The sequence below is a fragment of the Klebsiella sp. HMSC16C06 genome (genome assembly GCF_001808325.1).
Classification (GTDB): Bacteria; Pseudomonadota; Gammaproteobacteria; order Enterobacterales; family Enterobacteriaceae; genus Klebsiella; species Klebsiella variicola.
On the sequence record NZ_KV793010.1, the window covers coordinates 51,605 to 67,385 of the forward strand.

Here is a 15,781-nt window from a genome sequence, read left to right on the forward strand (position 1 = left end):
GCCAGAGGCCGGTTTTTTTATTAAGCACGCTTATTCGACGGGCTGTGGGCGGGTCGGTTCTGCGGTGGCTTTACGCGTCGCACTATGACCACCGGCGGCGCCTTTACCTTCAAAAGCGAACGGCGGGCGGACCCAGGTGCTGTGGCGCGGCGCTTCCGGGACATAGTCCGGAGCAGGCGCCCGGGTCATCGGCGCGGTAGCATGGCGATCGCCAGCCACAACCACGGGTTTGCTTACCGGCGTTTCAGCTTTGACCGGTTCGGCAGGGGCTGTTGGGGCGGCTTCGGTCACCGGTGCTTCCACCACGGTTTCCGCGGCCGGAACGATGGTTTCCACTGGCGCTTCAACGACAGGCGCCGTTTCCACCACTTCAGGTTCAACCGTGACCGGCTCGGCGTCGATCGTCACTGGCGCAATAGCCTGAGGCGCTTCGACAGCTGGCGCTTCGACCGGCGCTGGCTCGACAGCGGCTGGCTCGACAATTTCCGGAGTATCAACGATCACCGGCTCGGCGGCTACGACAGGTTCGACGACCACCGGCTCAGCGGTAACGGGCTCCATGGTCGCCGGCTCGACGGTAACTGGCGCGGCAGTGACGGTTTCAACCACGGCAACCGGTGTCGCAACAGCCTCGATGGCTTCAATGGCGCTGGTGTCCTGAACCGGAACCTCTTCCGGCTGCTGGTCCTGCGGACGAACGACCGGGTAGCGGATCCAGACTTTACCGGAAGCCATCTCCGGCGAGGCGCAGGCGACGGTCAGCGGCATCGGCGACTGGGTCGGATAGCGTTCGTCACGATAGCGACGACGGCGCTGACCGCTCACGCGCAGATGACGCGGGGAACGACGAGAGCGGCGCGGCATACCGTTCGCTTCACGGGATTCGCCGTTTTCATCGTGTTCCACTACGTTTTCCACTACCGCCGGCAGCTCGGCTTTCACCGGCTCGCTGCGCGGGGTGGCGACTTCAGCCACAACGGTCTCAGGCGCGATCTCGGCAGTCTGCTCGGCAACGGCTGACTCAATGCGTACTTTCTGGGAGAGCTGACGCGGTTTACGACGCGGCAGAGTCTGCACACGCTCTTCCTGCTCAGTCTCCTGTACTTCCGGCTCTTCACGCGTCTGCACCTTGGCTTCCTGCTGCGCCTGACGTTTATCGTCATTGCGGCGGCGGGAGCGTTCGCGGCGCGGCTGCTGCTCGTCGCGGGATTTGGCTTTGTCCGCGTCATCGCCGACGGTCTGGCGAGCGTCACGCGCTTCTACGTTTTGCGGCTGCTTTTCGCGACGATTGCGACGGTTTTCTTCACGCGATTCGCGCGGCTCACGACCCTCGGCATTGTCCGCACGGGTGTCGCGATTGTCACGGTTATCGCGGTTGTCACGATTGTCGCGGTTATCACGGCGATCGTTGCGGTCGTTGCGGTCGTTGCGATCGCGGCGGTTGTTGCTCCGCGGTTTGCGACGCTCCTGCTGACGCTCCGGTTTTTCTTCCGCTTTCTTCTCGACCGGAACTTCAACCGGCTTGGCTTCTTCAGTGCCAGAGAAGATATTTTTCAGCGCGCTGAAGAAGCGTGAGAGCAGTCCCGGCTGGGCCGACGCGGCGGCCGCGACCGGGGCAGCGGCGACCGCAGGGGCAGCCACAGGCTCTTCCAGCATCGGTGCCGGTGGGGCGTCAGGCATCACAAAGGCGGCCAGCGCAGGCTGCTCCGGACGTTTACGTTCTGCTGGCTCCTCGTCACCAGGCAGCGCCATCTCTTCTTCATGCAGCTTCGGCAGCAGATAGCTCAGCGTTGAGGTCTCTTCACCTTTACGCACGCGCAGGACGGAGTAGTGCGGCGTCTGCATCTCGTCGTTTGGCACGATAATGACGCGGACATCGCCCTGACGGGATTCGATTGCGCTCACTGCGGCACGTTTTTCGTTCAGCAGATAAGAGGCGATCGGTACCGGAACGATGGCGTGGACTTCTTTGGTGTTCTCTTTCAGCGCTTCTTCTTCAATCAGACGCAGAATAGACAGCGACAGCGATTCGTTATCACGCACGGTACCGGTGCCGGAACAGCGCGGGCAGACGTGATGGCTGGATTCGCCCAGCGACGGGCTCAGGCGCTGGCGAGACATCTCCAGCAGGCCGAAGCGCGAAATATGGCTGATCTGAATGCGCGCGCGGTCCTGACGAACGGCTTCACGCAGACGGTTTTCCACCGCACGCTGGTGGCGAACCGGGGTCATATCGATGAAGTCGATAACGATCAAGCCGCCGAGGTCGCGCAGACGCAGCTGGCGGGCAATCTCGTCAGCCGCTTCAAGGTTGGTATTGAAGGCTGTCTCTTCGATATCGCCGCCGCGGGTGGCGCGGGCGGAGTTGATATCGATCGCGGTCAGCGCTTCGGTGCTGTCGATAACGATAGACCCGCCGGAAGGCAGGCGCACTTCACGCTGGAAGGCGGACTCAATTTGCGATTCAATCTGATAATGGCTGAACAGCGGGATTTCACCGGTGTACAGTTTGATTTTGCTACTGAAATCCGGACGACCCAGTGCGGCGATATGCTGGCGCGCCAGCTCGAGCACTTTCGGGTTATCGATCAGGATTTCGCCGATGTCCTGGCGCAGATAATCGCGGAATGCGCGGACAATCACGTTGCTTTCCTGGTGGATCAGGAACGGCGCCGGACGGCTTTCCGCGGCTTTCTGAATCGCTTCCCAGTGCTTCAGGCGGAAGCTCAGGTCCCACTGCAGGGCTTCGGCAGATTTGCCGACGCCAGCGGTGCGAACGATAAGACCCATGCCGTCCGGAAGCTCCAGGCTCGCCAGCGCTTCTTTCAGTTCAGTGCGGTCGTCGCCCTCGATACGGCGGGAAATTCCCCCCGCGCGCGGGTTGTTCGGCATCAGGACCAGATAGCTGCCTGCCAGGCTGATAAAGGTGGTGAGCGCAGCGCCTTTGTTGCCGCGTTCTTCTTTATCAATCTGCACGATAACTTCCTGACCTTCACGCAGCACGTCTTTGATATTAGGACGACCGTGCGCATTGTAGTTAGCGGGGAAGTATTCGCGGGCGATTTCTTTGAGGGGGAGGAAACCATGACGCTCGGCGCCGTAATCGACAAACGCGGCTTCAAGGCTAGGTTCAATGCGGGTGATTTTGCCTTTGTAGATGTTCGCTTTTTTCTGTTCGTGCCCGGGGCTTTCGATATCCAGGTCGTACAGGCGCTGCCCATCAACAAGGGCGACGCGCAACTCTTCCTGCTGAGTTGCGTTGATTAACATTCTTTTCATCGTAACTTACTCATTATTCTTACATTGACGACTAAGCTGCGGGCAGAGTAATGCCTTTCCGGGGGAAAACCGATGGCCTCGTGTCTGGTTCACGTCGCCAACCTCACGGTTGTCGCGCGCTTAAGAGGCGCAGAGTGTCGGTCGCCTGTGTTTCAAACGGAAACACAGCGCAATTATTCAGGGGAACAGCCTGGGATGTATCACCAGAGAATATTCCATTTATACTCGTCGTCTTTCGCGTTGCAGGCATGGTGGCTTAACCTGCTCACCTCGATCAAAGGATCCAGATGAGCTCCCGGGAGTCCCGGAGTTGACGCCTTCCTGCGACTTGAAATCCATAGAGCCTGTACCGGTAAGGACTGCAACCCGCAGCCCGCTAACTGTCTGAAAGATCACAACGTCTTACGCCATTGCTGCGTGGGCGATCGGTCAGACAAAATTGGTCATTCCGCTAATGTCTTGTTCTAACAAGATGCAATACGGAAAACGGTCTCATTATTCCATTGCTAACCTTGTTATAGCAAGTTGACTTTCACCTTTTATCACCCGGTTACTCACAGTTTTATCACCTGCCCATACAGATTGTTCTAATAACAAACAAAATGGCGGTCAGGTAAACCGTGAAAACAGGATAATGATAAATATAAGCATATAAAAATGAGTGGCGCTAATGCGTCCGGCTATTTAGAATCGCGCACCATGAAAACTGAGACCCCAACCGTAAAAATGGTTGCCATTGCTGCTGATGAAGCGGGGCAACGTATCGACAACTTTTTGCGTACCCAATTGAAAGGTGTACCGAAGAGCATGATTTATCGCATCCTGCGTAAAGGCGAGGTGCGGGTAAACAAAAAGCGCGTGAAGCCGGAGTATAAGCTGGAAGCGGGTGATGAAGTCCGTATCCCGCCGGTGCGCGTGGCGGAGCGTGAAGAAGAGGCGGTATCGCCGCATCTGCAGAAAGTGGCCGCGCTCTCTGAGGTGATCCTCTATGAAGACGATCATATTCTGGTACTCAACAAACCTTCCGGTACTGCGGTACACGGCGGCAGCGGACTGAGCTTTGGCGTGATTGAAGGGCTGCGCGCCCTGCGCCCGGAGGCACGTTTCCTTGAGCTGGTGCATCGTCTCGACCGCGATACCTCCGGCGTGCTGCTGGTGGCGAAAAAGCGCTCGGCGCTGCGTTCGCTGCACGAGCAGCTGCGCGATAAAGGCATGCAGAAAGACTACCTGGCGCTGGTGCGCGGCCAGTGGCAGTCGCATACCAAAGTGGTCCAGGCCCCGCTGTTGAAGAATATTCTGCAGAGTGGGGAGCGTATCGTTCGCGTGAGTCAGGAAGGCAAGCCGTCGGAGACGCGCTTTAAAGTGGAAGAGCGTTACGAATTCGCCACGCTGGTGCGCTGCAGCCCGGTCACCGGCCGCACGCATCAGATCCGCGTTCATACCCAGTATGCCGGGCATCCTATCGCTTTTGACGATCGCTATGGCGACCGCGAGTTCGACAAGCAGCTGTCCGGTACCGGCTTAAACCGCCTGTTCCTGCACGCGGCGGCGCTGAAGTTTACCCACCCGGGGAGCGGGGAGGTGATGCGCGTTGAGGCGCCGCTGGATAACCAGCTGAAGCACTGTTTACAGGTGCTACGTAAGAGCAAATAAGCGCAACGGCGGAATCAGTTCCGCCGTTTTTTTTGCTTTAACCTAACAGCGGATTGTTATTCTCGCGGCGCAGCATCTGACAGAGCGCGATTAAGGGTAAACCGACCAGAGTGTTCGGGTCGCGGCCTTCCAGTCGTTCAAATAGCGTAATCCCTAACCCCTCGCTCTTGAAACTCCCGGCGCATTGCAGCGGGTTCTCTTTGCGGACGTAGCCTTCAATCTCTTTATCGCTGAGATGGCGAAAGTGAACGTCAAAGGGCTCGCATTCGGTTTGCAGATGGCCGGTGGCGGAGTTGTATAGCGCCAGACCGGTATAAAAGGTGACGATGGTCCCGCTGGCCTTTCGCAACTGCCGGCGGGCATTTTCTTCGGTGTGCGGTTTGCCGGTGATTTCACCGTCTAATACGCAAACCTGATCGGAGCCTATAATAAGGTGGTGCGGATAGCGGGAGGCCAGGCTTTGCGCTTTGGCTTGCGCCAGTCGGGCGACAAGCTGACGCGCGGATTCTTCCGGCAGCGGCGTTTCGTCAACGTCAGGCGCGGCACATTCAAACGGTAACCCCAGTTTTTCCAGCAGCATGCGCCGCCAGGGAGAGGTTGACGCGAGGATAAGTTCAGACATATTTTTTCATCCACATATAGCGCTTCGCAGAGCATCATCTTAAACTATGCGCCGCAATGTGTGCGAATAAATGGCAAAAGGCAACCTGAGGCTGCCTTTTTCTTTGACTCTATGACATTACAAAGTTAATATGCGCGCCCTATGCAAAAGGTAAAATTACCCCTGACTCTTGATCCGGTCCGCACGGCTCAAAAACGCCTTGATTACGAAGGCATCTATGCCCGCGATCAGGTTGAACGTGTAGCCGATTCTGTAGTCAGCGTGGACAGCGATGTGGAATGCAGCATGTCGTTCGCTATCGATAACCAGCGTCTCGCCGTCATTACTGGCGATGCAAAGGTAACGGTAACCCTCGAATGCCAGCGTTGCGGGAAACCGTTCCCTCATCACGTCCACACCACGTATTGTTTTAGCCCCGTCAGAAATGACGAACAGGCCGAAGCACTACCGGAAGCGTATGAGCCGATTGAGGTTAACGAATTCGGTGAAATCGACCTGCAGGCAATGGTCGAGGATGAAATTATCCTCTCCCTGCCCGTAGTTCCGGTGCATGATTCTGAACACTGTGAAGTGTCCGACGCGGACATGGTCTTTGGCGAACTGCCTGAAGAGGCACAAAAACCAAACCCATTTGCCGTATTAGCCAGCTTAAAGCGTAAGTAATTGAGGAGTAAGGTCCATGGCCGTACAACAGAATAAACCAACCCGTTCCAAACGTGGCATGCGTCGTTCCCATGACGCGCTGACCGCAGTCACCAGCCTGTCTGTAGACAAAACTTCTGGTGAGAAACACCTGCGTCACCACATCACTGCCGACGGTTTCTACCGCGGTCGCAAGGTTATCGCTAAGTAATCACGCGATACTCGCAGAATTTCCCGTTGCAGGCCATGGCGGGCGTGTGCGTCCCTGGACATTCGGTTAACCCGATCACCAGGGGCATCAATGCCCGAATTGTTGCGTCTGCAGCGTGAACATTCGCGAGTGCCAGCGTGATGAAGCTTAGTGAGGACTCCCCGGGCAACTGGGGAATCACCGAACCGGGCAGCGACGATACCTTGACACGTCTAACCCTGGCGTTAGATGTCATGGGGGGCGATTTTGGCCCATCCGTGACGGTGCCTGCAGCACTGCAGGCACTGAACTCTAATTCGCAACTCACACTTCTTTTAGTCGGCGACCCCGACGCCATCACGCCATTACTTGCCAAAGCTGACTTCGAACAACGTTCGCGTCTGCAGATTATTCCTGCGCAGTCAGTTATTGCCAGTGATGCGCGACCCGCACAGGCTATCCGCAGCAGTCGCGGAAGCTCAATGCGCGTGGCGCTGGAGCTTGTGAAAGAAGGGCGGGCGGAAGCCTGCGTCAGCGCCGGCAACACCGGCGCGCTGATGGGACTGGCGAAACTGTTGCTCAAACCGATCGAAGGTATTGAGCGGCCGGCGCTGGTGACGGTTCTGCCGCACCAGCAGAAGGGCAAAACCGTGGTGCTGGATCTCGGCGCCAACGTCGATTGCGACAGCACGATGCTGGTGCAGTTCGCCGTCATGGGCGCGGTGCTGGCGGAGGAAGTGGTTGGCATGACCAACCCGCGCGTCGCCTTGCTGAATATCGGCGAAGAAGAGATGAAAGGCCTCAGCAGCATTCGCGATGCTGCCGCAGTGCTGAAAACGCTGCCTTCCCTCAACTACATCGGCTATCTTGAAGCCAATGAACTGTTGACTGGAAAAACCGATGTGCTGGTTTGTGATGGATTCACGGGCAACGTCACATTAAAAACCATGGAAGGTGTTGTCAGAATGTTCCTTTCACTGCTGAAATCTCAGGGAGAGGGCAAAAAACGGTCGTGGTGGCTGCTGTTATTAAAACGTTGGTTACAAAAAAGCCTGGCGAGGCGATTCAGTCACCTCAACCCCGACCAGTATAATGGCGCCTGTCTGTTAGGATTGCGCGGTTCCGTGATCAAGAGTCATGGTGCTGCCAATCAACGCGCCTTTAGCGTCGCGATAGAGCAGGCAGTGCAGGCGGTGCAGCGGCAAATTCCTCAACGGATCGCCGCGCGCCTGGAATCTTTATACCCAGCTGGTTTCGCGCTGCCGGAAAGCGACAGTGACGTGAACTCCCGACAGCAAAGCGGGACGAATGGCCACGATTGACGCCGCGGCAGGTTGAAAGAGGCGGGTATATTACCCAAGAGTGACTGAGCGTACATGTATACGAAGATTATTGGTACCGGCAGCTATCTGCCCGAGCAAGTGCGTACAAACGCCGACCTGGAAAAAATGGTAGAGACCTCTGACGAGTGGATTGTCACCCGCACAGGTATCCGTGAGCGTCGTATTGCCGCAGCGCATGAAACAGTTGCTACGATGGGCTTTGAAGCCGCAAAGCAGGCGCTGGCGATGGCGGACGTGTCCGCGGAGCAGATTGGTCTGATTATCGTTGCGACCACCTCCGGCACGCACGCGTTTCCGAGTTCGGCATGCCAGATCCAGTCTATGCTGGGCGTTAAGGGTTGCCCGGCGTTTGATGTCGCGGCCGCCTGCGCCGGTTTCACCTATGCGCTGAGCGTCGCCGATCAGTACGTGAAGAACGGCGCGGTGGATTATGCGCTGGTGATTGGCGCCGATGTGCTGGCGCGTACCTGCGATCCCACCGATCGCGGCACGATCATTATTTTCGGTGACGGCGCGGGCGCGGTAGTGCTTGGCGCGTCTGAAGAGCCAGGCATTATCTCGACGCATCTGCATGCTGACGGCAGCTATGGCGAACTGTTGACCCTGCCGAACGCCGATCGCGTCGATCCGGAAAACCCGATCTATCTGACGATGGCCGGCAATGAAGTCTTCAAAGTGGCGGTCACCGAGCTGGCGCACATCGTTGATGAGACGCTGGCAGCGAATAATCTTGAACGTTCAGCGCTGGACTGGCTGGTGCCGCACCAGGCAAACCTGCGTATTATCAGCGCGACGGCGAAGAAACTGGGCATGTCGATGGATAACGTCGTTGTGACCCTCGACCGCCATGGCAACACCTCCGCGGCGTCGGTCCCTTGCGCGCTGGATGAAGCCGTTCGCGATGGCCGTATCCAACGCGGTCAGTTGATTCTGCTGGAAGCCTTTGGTGGCGGTTTCACCTGGGGTTCCGCGCTGGTTCGTTTTTAGTATAAGGATTTAAACATGACGCAATTTGCTTTTGTGTTCCCGGGACAAGGTTCCCAGGCCGTAGGCATGCTGGCCGATATGGCTGCCACCTGGCCGGTGATTGAAGAGACCTTCGGTGAAGCGTCCGCAGCGTTGGGTTACGATCTGTGGGCGCTGGCTCAACAGGGCCCGGCAGAAGAACTGAATAAAACCTGGCAGACTCAGCCGGCGCTGCTGACCGCCTCCGTGGCGCTATACCGCGTCTGGCAGCAGCAGGGCGGCAAAGCGCCGACCCTGCTGGCGGGCCACAGCCTCGGCGAATACTCCGCGCTGGTTTGCGCAGGGGTTATCGGTTTCGCTGATGCCGTTCGTCTGGTTGAACTGCGCGGGAAATTCATGCAGGAAGCCGTACCGGAAGGTACCGGCGCCATGTCCGCGATTATCGGCCTGGATGACGCTTCTATCGCCAAAGCCTGTGAAGAATCGGCCGAAGGGCAGGTTGTCTCTCCGGTGAACTACAATTCCCCGGGCCAGGTGGTTATCGCTGGGCATAAAGAGGCCGTTGAACGCGCTGGCGCCGCTTGTAAAGCCGCTGGCGCCAAACGCGCGCTGCCGCTGCCGGTGAGCGTGCCGTCCCACTGCGCGCTGATGAAGCCAGCTGCAGAAAAACTGGCGCTGGAGTTGCAGAAAATCACCTTCAACGCGCCGACGATTCCGGTAGTGAATAACGTCGACGTGAAATGCGAAACCACGCCGGACGCCATTCGCGACGCGCTGGTACGCCAGCTGTACAGCCCGGTCCAGTGGACCAAAACCGTTGAGTTTATGGCGGCGCAGGGCGTAACGCATCTGTATGAAGTTGGCCCGGGTAAAGTCCTCACCGGCCTGACCAAACGTATTGTTGACACCCTGACCGCTTCCGCGCTTAACGAGCCGGCGGCGATGTCTGCGGCGCTTGAGCAATAAAAGAGGAAAACCATGAGTTTTGAAGGAAAAATCGCGCTGGTTACCGGTGCAAGCCGCGGTATTGGCCGTGCAATCGCTGAAACGCTCGTCGCTCGTGGCGCGAAAGTTATCGGTACTGCGACCAGCGAAAGCGGCGCGCAGGCCATCAGCGACTATTTAGGCGCCAACGGTAAAGGTCTGATGTTGAATGTGACCGACCCGGCATCTATTGAATCTGTTCTGGAAAATGTGCGCGCAGAGTTTGGCGAAGTGGATATCCTGGTGAATAATGCCGGGATCACTCGCGACAATCTGTTGATGCGCATGAAAGATGACGAGTGGAACGATATTATCGAAACCAACCTGTCATCGGTTTTCCGTCTGTCAAAAGCGGTAATGCGCGCTATGATGAAAAAGCGTCATGGACGTATTATCACTATCGGTTCTGTGGTTGGTACCATGGGAAATGCGGGTCAGGCCAACTACGCTGCGGCGAAAGCGGGTCTGATCGGCTTCAGTAAATCACTGGCGCGTGAAGTTGCGTCCCGCGGTATTACTGTAAACGTTGTTGCTCCGGGCTTTATTGAAACGGACATGACGCGTGCGCTGACCGATGAGCAGCGTGCGGGTACGCTGGCGGCAGTTCCTGCGGGGCGCCTTGGCACCCCAAATGAAATCGCCAGCGCGGTTGCATTTTTAGCCTCTGACGAAGCAAGTTACATCACTGGTGAAACGCTGCACGTCAACGGCGGAATGTACATGGTCTGACCGAGATTTGTGCAAAACGTTCAGGAACCGCGCACTTCGCACGGTTCCCTGTGCGGTTTTGTGCGAAAAGATTTGCGTTCTTAGGGCAAACGGCCTCAAAATAGCGCAAAATCGTGGTAAGACCTGCCGGGATTTAGTTGCAAATTTTTCAACATTTTATACACTACGAAAACCATCGCGAAAGCGAGTTTTGATAGGAAATTTAAGAGTATGAGCACTATCGAAGAACGCGTTAAGAAAATTATCGGCGAGCAGCTGGGCGTTAAGCAGGAAGAAGTTACCAACAATGCTTCCTTCGTTGAAGACCTGGGCGCTGATTCTCTTGACACCGTTGAGCTGGTAATGGCTCTGGAAGAAGAGTTTGATACTGAGATTCCGGACGAAGAAGCTGAGAAAATCACCACCGTTCAGGCTGCCATTGATTACATCAACGGCCACCAGGCGTAAGTGAACATCTCCAGGCGGTCATTCGACCGCCTGAGTTTTATCTTTTTATTGTCCCACAAGAATCTATTTTCCCTCCCTGGAGGACAAACGTGTCTAAGCGTCGTGTAGTTGTGACCGGACTGGGCATGTTGTCTCCTGTCGGCAATACCGTAGAGTCTACCTGGAAAGCTCTCCTTGCCGGTCAGAGTGGCATCAGCCTGATCGACCATTTCGATACTAGCGCCTATGCAACGAAATTTGCTGGCTTAGTAAAGGATTTTAACTGTGATGACATTATCTCGCGCAAAGAACAGCGCAAGATGGATGCCTTCATTCAATATGGAATTGTCGCTGGCGTTCAGGCCATGCAGGATTCTGGCCTTGAAGTGACGGAAGAGAATGCAACCCGTATTGGCGCCGCTATCGGCTCCGGTATTGGCGGTCTCGGCTTGATCGAAGAAAACCACAGTTCGCTGGTTAACGGCGGACCGCGTAAGATCAGCCCATTCTTCGTTCCTTCCACAATTGTTAACATGGTGGCCGGGCATCTGACCATCATGTTTGGTCTGCGTGGGCCAAGCATCTCTATCGCGACCGCATGTACTTCAGGCGTGCACAACATCGGCCAGGCCGCGCGCATCATCGCCTATGGCGATGCCGATGCGATGGTGGCAGGCGGTGCGGAAAAAGCCAGTACCCCGCTTGGCGTGGGCGGCTTCGGCGCGGCGCGTGCGCTCTCCACGCGCAATGACAACCCGCAGGCGGCGAGCCGTCCGTGGGATAAAGATCGCGACGGCTTCGTGCTGGGCGACGGCGCGGGTATGGTGGTGCTGGAAGAGTACGAGCATGCTAAAAAACGCGGTGCCAAAATCTACGCCGAGATCGTTGGCTTCGGCATGAGCAGCGATGCTTACCACATGACGTCACCGCCGGAAGATGGTGCGGGCGCCGCGCTGGCGATGGTGAATGCCATTCGCGATGCGGGCATCGAACCGGGCCAGATTGGCTACGTCAACGCCCACGGCACCTCGACGCCGGCTGGCGATAAAGCAGAAGCGCAGGCCGTTAAGTCAGTCTTCGGTGATGCGGCGAACCGCGTCATGGTGAGCTCCACCAAATCCATGACCGGTCACCTGCTGGGCGCGGCAGGGGCCGTAGAGTCGATCTACTCTATCCTGGCGCTGCGCGACCAGGCGGTTCCGCCGACGATCAACCTCGACAACCCGGATGAGGGCTGCGACCTCGATTTCGTGCCACACGAAGCGCGTCAGGTTTCCGGTATGGAGTACACCCTGTGCAACTCCTTCGGTTTTGGCGGCACTAACGGTTCGCTGATCTTCAAAAAAGTGTGACAGGGCTTGCCCCGGTACTGCTTTAACAAAAGGCCCGTTCGTCGGGCCTTTTTTATTCGGCTTTCTCCGCTTGTCCTCTGCTCCGTGTCCTGAGACACTCACCGACCAGTGAAAAGGAGTCCTTTATGTTCTTGATAAATGGCGTTGAACAGGACACGCTGGCGGCGAACGATCGCGCCGCCCAGTTTGGCGACGGCTGTTTTACCACCGCCCGCATCCAGCAGAGGCAGGTTGCGCTACTGGATGCCCATCTGCAGCGTTTGCAGACAACCTGTGAAAAATTACAAATACCATTTCACGACTGGCTGACGCTGAGCGAAGAGATGCAGCGTCTGGCGCGGCCGCACGCGCAGGGCGTGTTGAAGGTGATCCTCACCCGCGGCGTTGGGGGAAGGGGATACAGTACGGCGGGCTGCGTGTCGCCCACCCGCATTCTCAGTGTCTCTCCATTCCCGGCGCATTATGCGCGCTGGCGGGAGGAGGGCATTACCCTGACCCAGAGCCCGGTGCCCCTGGGGCGCAACCCGTGGCTTGCCGGACTGAAGCATCTTAATCGCCTTGAGCAGGTACTGATCCGCTCTCATCTTGAGCAGACGGACGCCGATGAGGCGCTGGTCCTTGACAGTGACGGGTGGCTTACGGAATGCTGTGCCGCGAATTTATTCTGGCGTCAGGGACGGGATGTATTTACTCCGCGGCTCGATTACGCCGGGGTCAACGGCATTATGCGGCAGCGCTGTATCGCACAGCTGGCACCATCGGCGTTTCGCGTTGTCGAAGTGACAGCGCGTCCTGAGGTATTGCGTGAAGCCGATGAAGTGCTGATCTGCAATGCGCTGATGCCGCTGGTGCCGGTTCGTCGCTGGGAGGAGACCGTCTGGTCCTCGCGCGAGCTTTACCATTTTTTAGCCCCTTTGTGTGAGCTGTCTGGTTAGTATGAAGAAAATGTTACGTTTTATTCTGCTGTTAGTGGTGGTGCTGGGCATCGCCGCGGCGGCAGGCATGTGGAAAGTACGCCAGCTGGCGGACAGCAAGCTGCTGATTAAAGAAGAGACCATCTTCACCCTGGAGCCCGGTACCGGCCGTCTGGCGCTGGGCCAGGATCTTTATCGCGAGAAGGTGATCAACCGCCCGCGCGTTTTCCAGTGGCTGCTGCGGGTGGAACCTGAGCTGTCTCACTTCAAAGCCGGGACCTATCGCTTCACGCCGCAGATGACGGTGCGCGAGATGCTGCAGCTGCTGGCCAGCGGTAAAGAGGCGCAGTTTCCGCTGCGCTTTGTCGAAGGTATGCGCGTCAGCGACTACCTGCGCCAGCTGCGCGATGCCCCGTACGTGAAGCACACTCTCGAGGATGATAGCTACGCGACGGTGGCTAAGGCGTTGGGTCTTGAGCATGCCGACTGGGTGGAGGGCTGGTTCTGGCCGGATACCTGGATGTACACCGCCAATACCAGCGATATCGCCATCCTCAAGCGCGCGCATCAGAAAATGGTCGCCGAAGTGGCGAAGATCTGGGAAGGACGGATGGACAATCTGCCCTATGCCGATCAGAACCAGCTGTTGACCATGGCCTCGATTATTGAGAAAGAGACCGCGGTGGCGGAAGAGCGCGACCGCGTCGCGTCGGTATTTATCAATCGCCTGCGCATCGGTATGCGCTTACAGACCGATCCGACCGTGATCTACGGGATGGGCGAGGGGTATACTGGTAAGTTAACGCGTAAGGATCTCGAGACGCCGACCGCATACAACACTTATACCATCAGCGGCCTGCCGCCTGGTCCTATCGCAGTGCCGGGCGAGGCGTCGCTGAAGGCGGCCGCCCATCCGGCGAAAACGTCATACCTCTATTTTGTCGCCGACGGGAAAGGGGGCCATACGTTTACCACAAACCTGGTCAGTCATAACCGTGCGGTGCAGGACTATCTGAAAGTACTTAAGGAAAAAAATGCGCAGTAACTATATCGTCATCGAGGGGCTGGAGGGCGCCGGGAAGACCACCGCACGTCAGCTGGTGGTGGAGACGCTGCAGTCGGCAGGTATTCACGATATGGTGTTTACCCGCGAGCCGGGGGGCACTGTCCTTGCCGAAAAACTGCGTAGCCTGGTGCTGGATATCCAGTCCACGGGTGATGAGGTCATTAATGATAAAGCGGAAGTGCTGATGTTTTACGCGGCGCGCGTCCAGCTGGTGGAGACCGTGATTAAGCCCGCGCTGGCCCGCGGCCAGTGGGTGATCGGCGATCGTCACGATCTGTCGACTCAGGCTTATCAGGGCGGCGGCCGGGGAATCGACCGTACGATGCTGGCGACGCTGCGCGACGCGGTACTCGGCGATTTCCGCCCCAATCTGACGCTGTACCTCGACGTCACGCCGGAAGTGGGGCTGCAGCGCGCCCGGGCCCGCGGAGAGCTTGATCGCATTGAGCAGGAGTCCATGAACTTCTTCAATCGCACCCGCGCGCGCTACCTTGAGCTGGCCGCTGCAGACCCGTCGATCCGCACGGTTGACGCGACCCAGCCGCTCGACGCCGTCGCTCGCGACATACGCGCCACAATCGCCCAGTGGATGGCGGAGCAACCGGCATGAAATGGTATCCGTGGCTGCGCCCGTCGTTCGAGCAACTGGTCGGAAGCTATCAGGCCGGACGAGGCCACCACGCCTTACTGTTACAGTCTCTGAGCGGAATGGGCGGTGAGGCGTTGATTTACGCGCTGTGCCGCTTCCTGATGTGCCGCCAGCCCGAAGGGCATAAAAGCTGCGGCCACTGCCACAGCTGCCAGCTAATGCAGGCCGGCACGCATCCTGATTACTATCCGCTGGCCCCTGAAAAGGGCAAGAGTGCGCTGGGCATTGATGCGGTGCGCGATGTCAACGAAAAGCTCTATGAGCGCGCGCGCCTTGGCGGGGCGAAAGTGGTGTGGATTAGCGATGCCGCTTTACTGACAGATGCCGCCGCCAACGCGTTGCTGAAGACGCTGGAAGAGCCGCCGGAGAATACCTGGTTCTTCCTCGCCTGCCAGGAGCCGGCGCGTCTGCTGACGACTCTGCGCAGCCGTTGTCGCCTGCACCACCTGGCGCCGCCGTCGGAGTCTTATGCCCTGGCCTGGCTGGAGCGAGAGGTGAACCTGCCGCAGGAGTCACTGTTGACCGCGTTGCGTCTGTGCGCCAGCGCGCCGGCCGCGGCGCTCGAACTATTACAGGAACCGCAGTGGATGGCGCGGCAGCAGCTGTGTCAGGCCCTGGCGGCCACTCTGGCGAGCGGTGACTGGCTGGCGTTGCTGCCGATACTCAATCATGAACAGGCGGCGGTTCGCCTGCACTGGCTGGCATCGCTGCTGATCGATGCGCAAAAACGACAGCAGGGGATTACCCTGGTGAGTAACCCGGACGTCTGGCCGCTGCTGGAGCAGCTGGCGCACAGCCTGCCCGCCGCCCGGCTGCAGGCGATCGCCCATGACGTCTGTACCTGCCGTGAGCAATTGCTGAACGTCGTCGGCGTCAACCGCGAACTGCTGCTCACCGAGCGCCTGCTGCGCTGGGAACATTACCTGCAACCCGGGACGGTTTTACCCGTATCCCACCTCTGAGTGA

15 protein-coding genes are annotated in these 15,781 nt (G+C 57.9%); 13 read left to right on the top strand and 2 right to left on the bottom strand.

From position 1 onward, the window contains the following. Window positions 1-30: 30 nt before the first annotated feature. On the bottom strand, window positions 31-3,279 hold the full coding sequence (rne, locus tag HMPREF3142_RS17145; protein ID WP_070612243.1) for a ribonuclease E: 3,249 nt from the start codon (window positions 3,277-3,279) through the stop codon (window positions 31-33). Window positions 3,280-3,978: 699 nt separating this feature from the next. Between rne and rluC the strand changes: the two genes are divergently transcribed. Beyond that, a complete protein-coding gene (gene rluC, locus HMPREF3142_RS17150; protein WP_012542245.1) occupies window positions 3,979-4,932 on the top strand; it encodes a 23S rRNA pseudouridine(955/2504/2580) synthase RluC in 954 nt (317 codons plus the stop codon). A 37-nt stretch (window positions 4,933-4,969) separates the two neighbouring features. Here the strand turns inward: rluC and HMPREF3142_RS17155 are convergent, their stop codons facing one another. Continuing rightward, window positions 4,970-5,554 carry a Maf family protein gene (locus HMPREF3142_RS17155; RefSeq protein WP_008805982.1) on the bottom strand — a complete coding sequence of 195 codons (585 nt, stop codon included), beginning with the start codon at window positions 5,552-5,554 and terminating at the stop codon, window positions 4,970-4,972. 141 nt (window positions 5,555-5,695) lie between these two features. Here HMPREF3142_RS17155 and yceD point away from each other — a divergent pair, with 141 nt between their 5' ends. The 12 genes from yceD (at window position 5,696) to holB (ending at window position 15,777) form a co-directional block, all read left to right on the top strand. After that, entirely contained in the window at window positions 5,696-6,217 is a 522-nt protein-coding gene (yceD, locus tag HMPREF3142_RS17160; protein ID WP_008805983.1) for a 23S rRNA accumulation protein YceD, read from the top strand. Window positions 6,218-6,233: 16 nt separating this feature from the next. Further along, window positions 6,234-6,407 carry a 50S ribosomal protein L32 gene (rpmF, locus tag HMPREF3142_RS17165; RefSeq protein WP_000290724.1) on the top strand — a complete coding sequence of 58 codons (174 nt, stop codon included), beginning with the start codon at window positions 6,234-6,236 and terminating at the stop codon, window positions 6,405-6,407. A gap of 203 nt (window positions 6,408-6,610) precedes the next feature. After that, on the top strand, window positions 6,611-7,708 hold the full coding sequence (gene plsX, locus HMPREF3142_RS17170; RefSeq protein ID WP_012542244.1) for a phosphate acyltransferase PlsX: 1,098 nt from the start codon (window positions 6,611-6,613) through the stop codon (window positions 7,706-7,708). Between the two features lie 54 nt (window positions 7,709-7,762). Then, on the top strand, window positions 7,763-8,716 hold the full coding sequence (locus HMPREF3142_RS17175; RefSeq protein WP_070612244.1) for a beta-ketoacyl-ACP synthase III: 954 nt from the start codon (window positions 7,763-7,765) through the stop codon (window positions 8,714-8,716). Between the two features lie 15 nt (window positions 8,717-8,731). Then, the gene (fabD, locus tag HMPREF3142_RS17180) at window positions 8,732-9,661 is read left to right on the top strand and encodes an ACP S-malonyltransferase (protein ID WP_012542242.1); all 930 of its coding nucleotides are present in this window, start codon (window positions 8,732-8,734) and stop codon (window positions 9,659-9,661) included. 12 nt (window positions 9,662-9,673) lie between these two features. Further along, on the top strand, window positions 9,674-10,408 hold the full coding sequence (gene fabG / locus HMPREF3142_RS17185) for a 3-oxoacyl-ACP reductase FabG (RefSeq protein WP_002899294.1): 735 nt from the start codon (window positions 9,674-9,676) through the stop codon (window positions 10,406-10,408). Window positions 10,409-10,618: 210 nt separating this feature from the next. Further along, window positions 10,619-10,855 (top strand): acyl carrier protein, encoded by a 237-nt coding sequence (gene acpP / locus HMPREF3142_RS17190; protein WP_000103754.1) that lies wholly within the window; start codon window positions 10,619-10,621, stop codon window positions 10,853-10,855. 89 nt (window positions 10,856-10,944) lie between these two features. After that, complete coding sequence (gene fabF, locus HMPREF3142_RS17195; protein ID WP_022065359.1) at window positions 10,945-12,186, top strand: beta-ketoacyl-ACP synthase II; 1,242 nt, start codon at window positions 10,945-10,947, stop codon at window positions 12,184-12,186. 125 nt (window positions 12,187-12,311) lie between these two features. Continuing rightward, on the top strand, window positions 12,312-13,121 hold the full coding sequence (gene pabC / locus HMPREF3142_RS17200; protein ID WP_048267736.1) for an aminodeoxychorismate lyase: 810 nt from the start codon (window positions 12,312-12,314) through the stop codon (window positions 13,119-13,121). Between the two features lies 1 nt (window position 13,122). Beyond that, a complete protein-coding gene (gene yceG, locus HMPREF3142_RS17205) occupies window positions 13,123-14,145 on the top strand; it encodes a cell division protein YceG (RefSeq protein WP_016160617.1) in 1,023 nt (340 codons plus the stop codon). Next, window positions 14,135-14,776 carry a dTMP kinase gene (gene tmk / locus HMPREF3142_RS17210; RefSeq protein WP_008805990.1) on the top strand — a complete coding sequence of 214 codons (642 nt, stop codon included), beginning with the start codon at window positions 14,135-14,137 and terminating at the stop codon, window positions 14,774-14,776. The genes yceG and tmk overlap by 11 nt, the downstream gene beginning before the upstream one ends. After that, on the top strand, window positions 14,773-15,777 hold the full coding sequence (gene holB / locus HMPREF3142_RS17215) for a DNA polymerase III subunit delta' (protein ID WP_070612245.1): 1,005 nt from the start codon (window positions 14,773-14,775) through the stop codon (window positions 15,775-15,777). The genes tmk and holB overlap by 4 nt, the downstream gene beginning before the upstream one ends. Window positions 15,778-15,781: the final 4 nt, after the last annotated feature.

What these genes read in the sequence shown, in the direction of transcription:
- HMPREF3142_RS17155 (WP_008805982.1), bottom strand. Translation starts at nt 5,554, where the DNA reads ATGTCTGAACTTATCCTCGCGTCAACCTCTCCCTGGCGGCGCATGCTG.
- HMPREF3142_RS17175 (WP_070612244.1), top strand. Translation starts at nt 7,763, where the DNA reads ATGTATACGAAGATTATTGGTACCGGCAGCTATCTGCCCGAGCAAGTG.
- fabD (WP_012542242.1), top strand. Translation starts at nt 8,732, where the DNA reads ATGACGCAATTTGCTTTTGTGTTCCCGGGACAAGGTTCCCAGGCCGTA.
- rne (WP_070612243.1), bottom strand. Translation starts at nt 3,279, where the DNA reads ATGAAAAGAATGTTAATCAACGCAACTCAGCAGGAAGAGTTGCGCGTC.
- tmk (WP_008805990.1), top strand. Translation starts at nt 14,135, where the DNA reads ATGCGCAGTAACTATATCGTCATCGAGGGGCTGGAGGGCGCCGGGAAG.
- fabG (WP_002899294.1), top strand. Translation starts at nt 9,674, where the DNA reads ATGAGTTTTGAAGGAAAAATCGCGCTGGTTACCGGTGCAAGCCGCGGT.
- holB (WP_070612245.1), top strand. Translation starts at nt 14,773, where the DNA reads ATGAAATGGTATCCGTGGCTGCGCCCGTCGTTCGAGCAACTGGTCGGA.
- rluC (WP_012542245.1), top strand. Translation starts at nt 3,979, where the DNA reads ATGAAAACTGAGACCCCAACCGTAAAAATGGTTGCCATTGCTGCTGAT.
- acpP (WP_000103754.1), top strand. Translation starts at nt 10,619, where the DNA reads ATGAGCACTATCGAAGAACGCGTTAAGAAAATTATCGGCGAGCAGCTG.
- yceG (WP_016160617.1), top strand. Translation starts at nt 13,123, where the DNA reads ATGAAGAAAATGTTACGTTTTATTCTGCTGTTAGTGGTGGTGCTGGGC.
- yceD (WP_008805983.1), top strand. Translation starts at nt 5,696, where the DNA reads ATGCAAAAGGTAAAATTACCCCTGACTCTTGATCCGGTCCGCACGGCT.
- pabC (WP_048267736.1), top strand. Translation starts at nt 12,312, where the DNA reads ATGTTCTTGATAAATGGCGTTGAACAGGACACGCTGGCGGCGAACGAT.
- rpmF (WP_000290724.1), top strand. Translation starts at nt 6,234, where the DNA reads ATGGCCGTACAACAGAATAAACCAACCCGTTCCAAACGTGGCATGCGT.